Genomic DNA, 11,287 nt, shown 5'->3' on the forward strand with positions numbered 1-11,287 from the left:
TTGAAGTTTACTACAATCGTGTTAGAAAGCATTCGTCGAATGGATATCTGTCTCCAGTTATATTTGAAATAACTAGACCAATGAAAAAGGTCGGTTAATTGTGTCTATAAAATTGGGGGAAGATCAGGATGTTATTGTTAATTTATAATTTTTAAATAGAAAGGAAGATATAGTTAAATTTGTTTACAATGATATAAAAAACCTATAATCTAAATTAAATGCATAAAATCTAATTAAAAATCAACAGGTCAAATATATGACGTTTTTCATTCATTGATTGGAAACAAATATAATTCTAGTTTCTCCAAGCTCAAGTCCATTAAATTTTGAAGAGGAGATCTCAAATGTTTAACAAAAGTAGATTATTAACTAAAATTGCATTTTCTTGCGCAATACTTCCTATTTCTTTAGCTGCAAATGCTTTTTCGATTCATGGATTAGATGGAAAATGTTTGGATGTAAGATTTTCTAATACAGCTAACGGAACACCAGTTCAACTTTGGGATTGTAACGGTACTGATGCACAAAATTGGTACTTTGATAGAGGTCGTGTGATTGGTATTGGTGGAAAATGTCTCGATGTTCAATATGCAATTACATCTAATGGAACTCCCGTACAAATATGGGATTGTAATGGAACTCTTGCACAAAATTGGGGTTTTATTGACAACTCTTTTCTTGGCCTTGCGGGAAGGTGTCTTGATGTTCGCTCAGCGAATTCAAATAACAACGGTACGCCTGTTCAAATTTGGGATTGTGTCAATCAATCACAACAAAAATGGTGGCTCGTTAATTAATTTAAAGTATTTTTATTACAAATTTTAAAATGATTGAATTTGAAGTTATTAGCTTATAAATTTCCAAAGAGTATGTCCTGTATTTTTATTTCTTTTTGAATGCAACATTCTATATTTAATAAATATCCTCTTTGGATTACTTATTGATTTGATTTCGGCCTAAATGTCATCTACTATAGAAAATAACACCCAAAATCAAAAATATGGTATAAAAAAAGAAAATTAGTTTATGAATAAAATAATTTTTGCATTTGCTATGAATATTATTTAATTTATCAAAAATAAATTTGTGTATATAAATGAAAAAAAATTTAAAACGATAGATTGTATCGAGTTAAATTTTTTATTCTTAGGGGGTTCTATTTATGTTACTTTTTAAATAACAAGTTAATTTGTTGCATTTGGCAATAGGACATGTGAGCAATTAGGGCAAAATTCTATTGATTTACCGCGTACAATATTATTTAAAATTTGTGGTGATAAACCAATGCGACAATTTCCGCATGCTCTTTCTACGACGCGACAAATAGGGCCATTAGGGCTTCGTGTGATTTTAGCAACACGGATATAATGCTGTGCAATACGATCATCGAGTCTAGATAAATAGGAGTCTCGGACTTTATTTATTTCGTTTAAACGTCCTGCCGAATTATTTTCAGCTTCTTGAGCTTTTTTTCTTTCGCCTTCTGAAGCACTAGTAGATGCAGATAGTTCTGCTTCTGCTTTTTGAAATAAAGATTTGGAATGCTCAATACGACTTTCCGTATCATCTGCTTTTCGTTGGGTATCACGAATTTCACGCTCTACATGGTCTAATTCACGTTTTAAACTTCTGTGGTCATCATCGTTTTTGGCCGCAAAAAGACGTGCAGAACGCTCTGCTTTACGTTCTTCAAGATCGTCTAATTTTTTATATAAACGACGGAGTTCCGCTTCATTGAAAGACATGTCAGTTCGTGTTTTTGCAATGATTTCTTCGCTAATGCGGGATTTTTTAGCAAGTTCGGAGAGTTCTTTTTGAGCTGCTCTTTGATCTTGCGTAACAAGTCCTGAGTCAATATCGAGTCTGTATAATTGTTCAATGATTTCATAACTTGGATTCAAAGGGAATCTCCTTTTGGGACAAAATATGGCAACTTCTTTTCTTATCATAGCGTTATTTATTTTTCAACGCCTTAGATTAGCAATTAAAGGCCACTTACCAATCTTGCTGATATTAAATTTGGGAGTTTACGGAGACCTGAGATCACTTCACTTTCAAGTTCTCCGTCAATGCGGATTAAACTCATAGCCATACCGCCTCTACGATTTCTAGATAACTCAAATTGAGCGATATTGACATTATGTTTTGCAAGATAAGAACCAACATCTCCAATAACGCCAGGTCTATCATGATTTTGCATGATGATTAAATCACCATTTGGCTCAATTTCAAATAAAAAGTCATTTATAGAACATAGTCTTTCTAGTTGACCATCATATAAAACAGCGCCAACAGATATTTTTTCATTTGCGCTGCTGCCAAAAACTTCTAAAAGGATTTCGTTTTTAGATGAGGAAGAGTTATTTAAATGAACCTCAATTTGAATTCCGCGACGGCTTAATAAACGTTCTGCATTAACATAAGAAACAAATTCGTCGGATGCATGGGAAAGAAAGCCTTTAATGCATGATAATTTAAGAATTTGGAGGTCTTCTTTGCTTAAACCCGCTTTCACGTTTAATTTAATTAAAGAGGGATGAAAATCAAATATTTGAGCGGCAACATGGGCTGTTTTTTCTGTTAAAACAGAGATTTTGCGTAGGTCGCCAGAGCCAAGTAAAGAAACATGTGGTAAGTTAACAGGATAATCTACTATTTCTCCACGTAAAGCCTTAAGAACTTGAATTGCAATGGTTTCTCCAATGCGGTATTGGGCTTCAAGTGTACTCGCTCCAATATGAGGAGTTACAATCACATTAGGATGTGAAATGAGATCTTTTAAAGGTTTAGGTTCATTGTCAAATGTATCGATCCCTGCTCCAGAAATATAACCTTCATTTAGTAATTTAAGTAAACCTTTTTCAGTAATAATACCGCCCCGAGCGGCATTTAATACATAAGAACCCTTTCGCATTTTTTTTAATTCGACTTCGGTTATCATGCCTTTTGTTTCTTTATTTAAAGGAACATGGATGGATAAAACATCTGATTCTGCAAGTAATTCTTCTAAAGTATTTTTACGCTCTGTTGAGTTTCTGCGAAATACTTCATCTGATATATAAGGATCATAAGCAATGACTTTCATATCAAAACCTTTGGCAAACTTTGCTACACGATGTCCTACATTCCCTAAGCCCACAATACCGATTGTTTTTCCACCAAGCTCTGTTCCTGTAAAATGATGACGGTTCCACCCACCTTCACTCGTGCTGGAATGCGCTGCTGGTATTTTTCTAAGCAGTGATAATAGCAAGCCTATTGTAAGTTCAGCTGCTGAATTTGTATTTTTTCCGGGGGTATTTACAACTAATATCCCTAATTCTGTTGCAAGATCGCAATCGATATTTCCATATCCAACGGCAGCTCGAGCGACGATACGTAAATTTTTTCCTGCTCTTAATAATGTAGCATCAACATCTGTTTCTGAGCGGCTTATTAAGACGTTTGTATCTTCAATTTCTTTTAAAATAATTTCTCTTGGTGCATCTGGGAGATAAACAATATGAAGGGATTCCGTAACAGATAACTCCGGCGGTTGATGATTGAGTAAACTAAGAGCGACTTCATGGAGCTTTCCTGTTATCAGGATCTTTACCGACTTATCCATTTTTGTTTATTCCTATGATATTTTTATGTTAAATGCGAATTAAGACCCTCACCTAATTTAGAGAGCACATTTTCAGGGACACCATAATCTAGGAGGTTGCCATTGCCAAGTAAAGCAACGAAGTCAGCGGATTTTAAGGTGTCCAATCTATGAGCTATAACAATGGTTGTTTTATTTGTGAAGACTTTTTTAATTGCCTCCTGAATTAAATTTTCTGTTTCTAAGTCAACACTGGCTGTAGCTTCATCCATTAGAATTATTTTAGCGTTACTTAATATAGCTCTGGCCATGCATAAAAGTTGTCTTTGTCCAACAGAAAAATTTCCTCCTTTTTCTGCTATTTCATAATTCAGTTTACCAGGTAAAGATTCAATATATTGTGATAACTGAACTTCTTTTAATGCTTTCCAAATTTGATCGTCTGTGTACTTATGAGTTCTGTCTAAATTATATTTTAATGTACCAGAAAAAAGATGTGGCTCTTGTGGAACAATTGCAAAGATAGATCGAGCATCTTCTAATGGTATTTTGGTGATATCGATACCGTCTACAATAATTTCACCCGAATGAAAATAAATCATTCGATAAAATGCTTGAAATAAGGTACTTTTACCAGCTCCTGTTCTCCCAATAATACCAATTTTTTTTCCTGCTTGAAATGTAATATTTAAATTATTTATTATTATAGGTAAATCTTCTCGGTATGAAGCGACTAAATTTTTAATTATGACTTCACCTTGATTAGGCCAGTTTTTATTTGAATTTTTTAAAGATATTTCAGAAAATTTATGTTCTGAAGGTAAATTTTTATATTCAATAATTCTTTCAATACTTACCATTTTTGATTCAATCATAGATAAACTTCTTGTTAACCATTGCATAATGGAATCTAAGCCAATAGTTAAACTCATTAAAAATCCGGCTTGACCAACTCCAATTTTTCCAATCGTAACAAAATAAATTGCTATAATTGTAATTGTTAAAGTAAAAAATTCCGAAGTAACTTTTAATCTTAAGTTAAGCCAACGTAAAATTCTACTTTGTAAAAGTGTTGCTTTAGCAAAATCTTGAGAAATTAAAATTAATTGTTGAATAAACTCATTTGTTTTTCCATAAGCACGGATGGTTTGATAACCAACAACAGATTCTGAAAATAAACTCCAAATTGGTGTTTCTAGTATTTTTGTATATCTCTGAATCTCTCTTGAGGATGCTTTAAATATTTTTTGAATTTTGTAGTAAAAAAAACCGGAAGGAATAATTGAAAAAATAGCAAAAGGAGCTTGAATTAAAACAATAATTGTAATGATTATGAGTTCTATAAATGTACTAAACATATCAGCGAAAATATTTGGAATTTCATCTTTGGCTTGAATATAATCACCACTAAATCTTCTAATTAATCTTCCAGATGGATTTTCGTCCATAAAAGTAACACGTACATTTGAAAAACTTTCTACCATTTGGTCATGTAAAACTCTTGCACCATTTGATAAAAATCCTATCAGGATTAGCCAATCTAAAGCTCTAATGATAATAGTAAGTAAACAGAATCCAAAAAAGCAAATGGTTATTTCATTTGGATTTGCTTGTTGTAACCAGGTTTTTGTTTGATTGATTATGTTATATGAGCTTTGGCATGAAATTGTTGTACAATTATCAACCCATAAAGAAACTATAAAACGAAAAGTGCTTTCTGCAAAGCTTGCAATAAAAACTAAAATAAAAATAATAGGAGCAAAAATTTTGATACCTTGCATGGAATTTAAATACCGTGCAAATAATTCAAAACCAATTGATCCTTCTTGTCTTTTTTCTTTCGAAATAAAAGTATTAGTGTTTTCCATAATTATTTAAACCCAATAAAAATTGATTTAATCTTGAATATTGATTTTTAACAAGATCGCTATATTTTCCTTGTTCTAGCAATTTTCCAGCATCTATGAAAATAATAGAATGAGAATGATTTAAAAATTCTAATCTGTGAGTAGCCCAAATTATTGTTTTTTGGAAACCCCACTCTCCTAAAAAAATATTTTGAACAAGTTCTTTTTCTGTTTTAACATCTACTGCACTCAAAGGATCATCTAAAATAATAAAAGAAGAATTCGCAAATGCACTTCTTGATAAACTCACTCTTTGTTTTTGACCACCAGATAAGTTAACACCTCGTTCTCCAATTTCGGTATCCAATCCATTATCTAATTGTTTTAAATCTGTTTTAAAACTTGCCACATATAAGGAATTGATGATTTCACTATCATTAACATAATAATGATTATCTTGTTTATATTTTAGAGGAATATTTTCGCGAATGGTACTACTCATAATAAAAGCTTCTTGAGGAACGTAACTTTGTATTGCTCTTAATAATTGAATTCCAGTTTCTGTATGAACGTTTCCTTTTATTAATTTTATTTTATTATTTTCATTAATTGTTAAATTAAAATATACATTGCCAGATGTAGGTATGATATCGCCCATAATGATTTGAATTAATAATGATTTTCCTGATGCTACGGGTCCAACAATGGCAATTATTTTATTTTCTGGAATTTCAAAAGAAATATTTTGAAGAACATAAGGTTCATTTTCAGAGAATCGAAGTGAAATATTTTCAACTTGAAACGAAATCGAAATTTTAAATTTTTCTTTTTTGTTTATAATTTTATCAATTAAAATATTTGTTTCTTCATCATATTTTATAATATCTTTGGGTAAAAACTCCTCGGTTTGTGTTCGGGATAAGTAAAATTTTTGAAGTCTTTTAGAAGCAACGACCGCCTGAGACCAAGCATTTACAAACCAAGGTAATGGAGTAATTTGTTGTCCTAAAATTCCTGCAAGCCAAATGGCAGCAAAAATAGTGGATGCTTGTTTGTTTCCATTAAAATAAACAATTCCTGCAAAAATAGCGCTGCTGACAACCATCCACCAATTGTGTGTGATGGCAAAGGCAGAACAATATTTTGCTGTTATTTTTAAATCTTGTTTATATTCTGAAAGGGTTGCTTGATTGATTTCGTATCTAAAATGATTCCCCCAACCAAAATAGCGAACAAGTCGCATTCCTTGAACCCACTCTGTTACAAGCTGTAACCTTCTATCCCCTCTGCGCATCATTTCATGATGAAGTTTATTTCCTATCCAGGTAAAAAATAAATTTATGGGAATTTGCATTAAAACAATTGCAAAACCGAGCCACGCAACATTTCCAATAGTAGCAATCATGACAATCATCACAAATACGCATGAAGCCATTAAAACTGGAATATCTACCATCCCATGGGCTAGGTAATTTCCTAAAAAGCGAGCATCGTTTTGTGCCATATTGGTGATATCACCTGTTTGAAATGTGGCTCTATCTTTTTTGCTAATGCATAGTAAATGTGTATAAATATATTGCATTAGTTGGAATGGAATTCTCCAAGATAGAAGCATCTCTTTCTCAATTTTTTGAGCGTGAAGACTTGCTGCTAAAACATTAAGCAAAAATATTATCAAGGCAAGTAGGATTGCAAAATGGAAAGTTTCATTTAGCGATGGATTCTGGTAGAATAAACTGATTAATCGGAAATTTTCAGATGGACTTTCAAAACTTCTTAAGAGTTGAATTGCAGTTAAAGCAGAAATTAAGGATGCGATCACATCGCTTACGTGAATAAAAAACATAAAAATAAATTGTTTTTTTTCAAAGGTTAAAAGAGAGCGAAAAGGAGATTTTCTTAATAATGGTATGGCTTCTTTAAACTCAGGATAATTATCTTTATTATTCAGAGTTTCGTTTACATAATCAATTGAATTTAGATCGTTTTTATGTGTGGCTCTTTTTCCCAGTTTTTTCATTAAAGGGGTTACATCAGAAAAAGATAATTTTTGCCAAAGTGATGTTTTGTTTTGGTTCAAAGTTCGGCCTCAAAATGTTATTAGGAGAATTTTTGTGAATTTGTTTTTTAATTTAAATGAGATTTCAAAACTTACCTCAAAAGTAGAGCTTGGTTGTATTGACCATTATGAACATTGTTTTTTACAAAAAATGATTGCTTCTCAGACAGTAATAAACCAATATATGAAAATAATCAATCCCAATGAAAATAATTTTCAATTGATATCGGAACGGTATTATAGCTGGATTTGTAAAAATTGGCAAAAAAATCATATCTCACAAAGAGATAAAACAGATTTATTTCTATTAAAAAATTCTCTAGAGAAAGTTAATTATAACAAAAATAAAAATTATAAATCTATGTATGCGAAACCATTATGGCATTTTGAAGCTTTAAAAGTATTAGCTGAAATTTGGGGATATACATTAAGAAATGATCAAAGTTCAATAATTCAATTTTTGAAATATTTTATGGAAAAAATTTATGGAATTTCAAAAAATTTAATTGATGAAATATTTAATTTAATATTATCAAATTGGAAACCAATTTTGTCTCCATTAGGAAGTCTTTCTAATAAAAAATTTACTTTACAAGAAATAGAAGATTATTTTTTTGGGAAAAACGTAAAACCCGATTTTGAAATTCATATTATTGATAAAATAGATAGATTTTTCTCTGTAGTTGGAATTGGACATAAAAATCATATTTTTTTATCTAAGAAAAACGATTTTGATTTATTTGAAGCTGCTTTAGTGATTCATGAATTACAACATATCGTAGATGCAATTTATGAAACAAATGAAGTAGAAAAGGAGAAAAAAGGAGAGCAAACTTTTGCTCAAAAAATTACGGATAGTTTATTTTTATCTGAAAAAAGTGCTTTAAATGCGGAAAGGGTTTTTTTGTTGGCAAATGGAACAGCCAAAAGAGGGAGATACTACTGGTTGGAATCAAATCTATTTTACCCTATTCTATTACTAAAGTGTGAGCTTCATAATTTGATTTATCGTGATGATAAACCCATTGACTTTACAGATATGTGTCTTGCACACGGTATGGAGCCATTGCCTTTATCTTCTTTGTTTGAATGGGGAGCCCCTTTTCAGATGAGTGCTTATTGTGCTTCTGCAATGGATTTAGAGCAAAATTGGGTTAAGTTTCTTCAATAATGGAGATCTTCTTAAATATGAGTAATGAAACAAATTCGCAAAAAGATATAAAACTTCCATCCATTCCCGATGCCGTTAGAGAATGTCTTTCTCAAATGTACAGTAGCGAAGCTGATATTTCTAAATTGGCTTCTTTGGCTCAAAAAGATGCCGGAATCACTTCAAGCATTTTAAAATTAGCCAATTCCACTTTATATTCAATGGGACAACCCACAAGTGATTTAAAAGTTGGGGTAACACGAATTGGGCTAAGCTCACTTATGCAAATTTTAATTAAATATTCCATTGAAAAATTATTTGAATTTGATGCTATCGATTTTTTTAACGTAAAATCATTTACAAAACATTGTTCTTGGGTTTCACAAATTGCTTTCGAGCTTGGAAAGTTAGTAAATACAGCACAATTGTCAGATCTCCTTGTTGCTGGTCTATTGCACGATGTTGGATTATTAGTAAGAGCGATCTCAGATAAAGCCTTAATGAAACAAATTACGGAAAGATGTTTAAGAGATAAAATTGATTTTAATACTGCAGAAAAAAATTTAAAATTGGAATCGCATGAAATATTAGGTGAGATATTACTTGAAAAATGGCAATTACCCGCTTCTGTCATTTTAATCATCAAATATCATCATACAGAAGAAAGTTTTAGACCTAAAAAATTAACAAGTGAACAAAATAAAGCAATAAACTTAATAAGTTTGTCAGATACAATAGCTCATCGTTTTGGCAATGCTTTTACAAATTATACAAGAGATACCAGGGTAAATACTGTAGAATTAGATAAATTAGGAATAAATAGTCAAGATGTTGCAAAAGTTGTAAAACAAGCTACACAACAACTACAGTTTTTTTAATTTTAAGAAAAATCTTGTAAATATGAAGAAATTAATTTTATTTTTATTTATATTCACTTTGCCAAGTTTGATTGCAGTAGCAGCTCTTTATTACTTATTTCCAAAAGATGTTAAAATTTTAATTGATTTAGGGAAAGAAAAAATAGTAATATATTACCCATTTTTAAAAAAATATATTCATGTAGCTGAGGTTGTTAAACAACCAATAAAAAAAGAAGAAAAATCTCCTTTAAAAGAAAAAGAAATCATACCTAATTTGCATCATTTTACGAATGCAGAAATTTATGCCCCGATTTGTGGAAAAGACGTAACTGAAAAATTTGCTGATTTTTTTACAGGCTGTGATTTTTGTCCAAAATATTTCATTAACGAAAGCAAAGAGAATCAATTTAAATATATTTCTGAAATAAGAGGATTTATTTTAAAAAAAGAGGAAGAAGAGGCTATTGTTTTTATGAATGGTTGCTATCGGACGGATCAGAGTGGATCGGCAATTTTAATTCGGAAGGGTTATGGTGGTTGGCAAAGAGTTTCCGTTTATAATAACATTCAATTTGATAAAGAGCCCCTAGAATTTTTTGATGAAAATGGGCGGTTGGTTTTTGTAGCCCGCAGAACAATATTAAAGAAGGATGAAATAAAACAAGAGTTATTCTCTTTTCAATTTCAAAAAAATAATATGACTCAACAAAATCTTTTTTCAATTCAGATGCCTAGAGGCTTAAAATGTGAAACAGCATTGCAAGGTGCTATTGATATGCCCTTAAAAATGAAAGATACCGTGTTTCAATCAAATCTAGAAATTGTTGGTTGTAATGAAAATAAGTTAAATGGTATGTATCATATTAGATTTCAATTAAAAGATGGAATATTTAAACCAAATAAGGAAACATCTATTTTAATGACAAAAATTGAAAAATATGGAGAATAAAATGAAACGGAGATTTTTGGTTGCCTTTTTATTATTATTTTTTTCATATTCATTAAATATTTATGCTGTAGAAGAGGAACCCTCTCCACCTCCAAATATTGGATTTTCTTTAAATTTATTGGGTCCTATCTTTGGAATTTATTCTTTAGGAGTTTCTTCTTTTTTAACATCAAGAGTTCAGCTTGGTTTAAATGGAACTTACTTTGATACACGTAGTGTCGATCCAAAGGTAACAGGATGGCAAACTCAAGTAAGAATGAATTATTTTTTTTCTCCTCTTTATAAAAGTGGGTTTTATATAGGAATTTTTGGAGGATTTGAATCTGTTCAAATCAAAAATAACTCTGGTCGTTCTGATAACTATACGGATCCTATCGGGGGTATCATTCCTGGATACCGTTGGTCTATGACCAAAAAATTAGATATGTTACTTGGTGTTATGATTGGATATATGTATGGAGACATACAAATAAGTCCTGAGCTTTCTTTTGTTTATTTGTTGTAAAAATTCAATTAATTTGTTTTATATAATAATTCAAATTCATTTGAAAAATCTTCTTCTTTGGTTAAAAAATCAATCAAGTTTTTATATTCAATTTCAACACTTGTTAGTAAATTATTTAAATCAGAGTAAATTGTTTGAGTGGACCTTGAATTCGGATGTTTTGACATCCAAATGTGAGCAAAATTTGAAATACTGTCTAAAATTTTAAATCGCCATTTAATTTGAGTTATGGCCAATTTTTTATAAGAATCAATAAGATCAATTATATTTTTAATAAAAAGATCGTTTGATCTTGAAATTAAATTTTTAAAATTCATTAATTCTAATATTT

At 30.7% G+C, this 11,287-nt stretch carries 10 protein-coding genes; 5 read left to right on the plus strand and 5 right to left on the minus strand.

Annotated features, from left to right (window positions below; genetic code table 11):
• Nucleotides 1-344 precede the first annotated feature (344 nt).
• Entirely contained in the window at nucleotides 345-797 is a 453-nt protein-coding gene (locus ACIQ56_RS09025) for a ricin-type beta-trefoil lectin domain protein (protein ID WP_397600741.1), read from the plus strand.
• A 387-nt stretch (nucleotides 798-1,184) separates the two neighbouring features.
• On the opposite strand, the gene ACIQ56_RS09030 is transcribed toward ACIQ56_RS09025, so the two are convergent.
• The 4 genes from ACIQ56_RS09030 to ACIQ56_RS09045 all read right to left on the minus strand — a co-directional run bounded on the left by ACIQ56_RS09030 (nucleotide 1,185) and on the right by ACIQ56_RS09045 (nucleotide 7,513).
• On the minus strand, nucleotides 1,185-1,901 hold the full coding sequence (locus ACIQ56_RS09030) for a zinc ribbon domain-containing protein (protein ID WP_397600742.1): 717 nt from the start codon (nucleotides 1,899-1,901) through the stop codon (nucleotides 1,185-1,187).
• Nucleotides 1,902-1,984: 83 nt separating this feature from the next.
• Nucleotides 1,985-3,607 carry a phosphoglycerate dehydrogenase gene (gene serA, locus ACIQ56_RS09035; RefSeq protein ID WP_397600743.1) on the minus strand — a complete coding sequence of 541 codons (1,623 nt, stop codon included), beginning with the start codon at nucleotides 3,605-3,607 and terminating at the stop codon, nucleotides 1,985-1,987.
• Between the two features lie 23 nt (nucleotides 3,608-3,630).
• Nucleotides 3,631-5,454, minus strand: a complete 1,824-nt coding sequence (locus ACIQ56_RS09040) for an ATP-binding cassette domain-containing protein (protein ID WP_397600744.1) — start codon at nucleotides 5,452-5,454, stop codon at nucleotides 3,631-3,633.
• Complete coding sequence (locus ACIQ56_RS09045) at nucleotides 5,441-7,513, minus strand: ATP-binding cassette domain-containing protein (protein ID WP_397600745.1); 2,073 nt, start codon at nucleotides 7,511-7,513, stop codon at nucleotides 5,441-5,443. The genes ACIQ56_RS09040 and ACIQ56_RS09045 overlap by 14 nt, the downstream gene beginning before the upstream one ends.
• A gap of 34 nt (nucleotides 7,514-7,547) precedes the next feature.
• Between ACIQ56_RS09045 and ACIQ56_RS09050 the strand changes: the two genes are divergently transcribed.
• Genes ACIQ56_RS09050 through ACIQ56_RS09065 form a run of 4 tightly spaced genes read left to right on the plus strand, consistent with a single transcriptional unit; the run spans nucleotide 7,548 to nucleotide 10,956 of the window.
• Nucleotides 7,548-8,663, plus strand: coding sequence for a hypothetical protein (locus tag ACIQ56_RS09050; protein ID WP_397600746.1), 1,116 nt, complete (start codon nucleotides 7,548-7,550; stop codon nucleotides 8,661-8,663).
• 17 nt (nucleotides 8,664-8,680) lie between these two features.
• Complete coding sequence (locus ACIQ56_RS09055; RefSeq protein WP_397600747.1) at nucleotides 8,681-9,520, plus strand: HDOD domain-containing protein; 840 nt, start codon at nucleotides 8,681-8,683, stop codon at nucleotides 9,518-9,520.
• Nucleotides 9,521-9,542: 22 nt separating this feature from the next.
• Nucleotides 9,543-10,451 (plus strand): hypothetical protein, encoded by a 909-nt coding sequence (locus ACIQ56_RS09060; RefSeq protein WP_397600748.1) that lies wholly within the window; start codon nucleotides 9,543-9,545, stop codon nucleotides 10,449-10,451.
• A 1-nt stretch (nucleotide 10,452) separates the two neighbouring features.
• Nucleotides 10,453-10,956, plus strand: coding sequence for a DUF3575 domain-containing protein (locus ACIQ56_RS09065; protein WP_397600749.1), 504 nt, complete (start codon nucleotides 10,453-10,455; stop codon nucleotides 10,954-10,956).
• Between the two features lie 8 nt (nucleotides 10,957-10,964).
• Here the strand turns inward: ACIQ56_RS09065 and ACIQ56_RS09070 are convergent.
• The coding region (locus tag ACIQ56_RS09070) for a hypothetical protein (protein WP_397600750.1) at nucleotides 10,965-11,287 on the minus strand (323 nt) is incomplete at its 5' end.

Source organism: Silvanigrella sp. (assembly GCF_044369315.1).
Lineage (GTDB): Bacteria > Bdellovibrionota_B > Oligoflexia > Silvanigrellales > Silvanigrellaceae > Silvanigrella.

Excerpts from the sequence above, each read along its gene's own strand:
- ACIQ56_RS09060 (WP_397600748.1), top strand. The coding sequence starts at position 9,543 with ATGAAGAAATTAATTTTATTTTTATTTATATTCACTTTGCCAAGTTTG.
- ACIQ56_RS09025 (WP_397600741.1), top strand. The coding sequence starts at position 345 with ATGTTTAACAAAAGTAGATTATTAACTAAAATTGCATTTTCTTGCGCA.
- ACIQ56_RS09040 (WP_397600744.1), bottom strand. The coding sequence starts at position 5,454 with ATGGAAAACACTAATACTTTTATTTCGAAAGAAAAAAGACAAGAAGGA.
- ACIQ56_RS09065 (WP_397600749.1), top strand. The coding sequence starts at position 10,453 with ATGAAACGGAGATTTTTGGTTGCCTTTTTATTATTATTTTTTTCATAT.
- ACIQ56_RS09055 (WP_397600747.1), top strand. The coding sequence starts at position 8,681 with ATGAGTAATGAAACAAATTCGCAAAAAGATATAAAACTTCCATCCATT.
- serA (WP_397600743.1), bottom strand. The coding sequence starts at position 3,607 with ATGGATAAGTCGGTAAAGATCCTGATAACAGGAAAGCTCCATGAAGTC.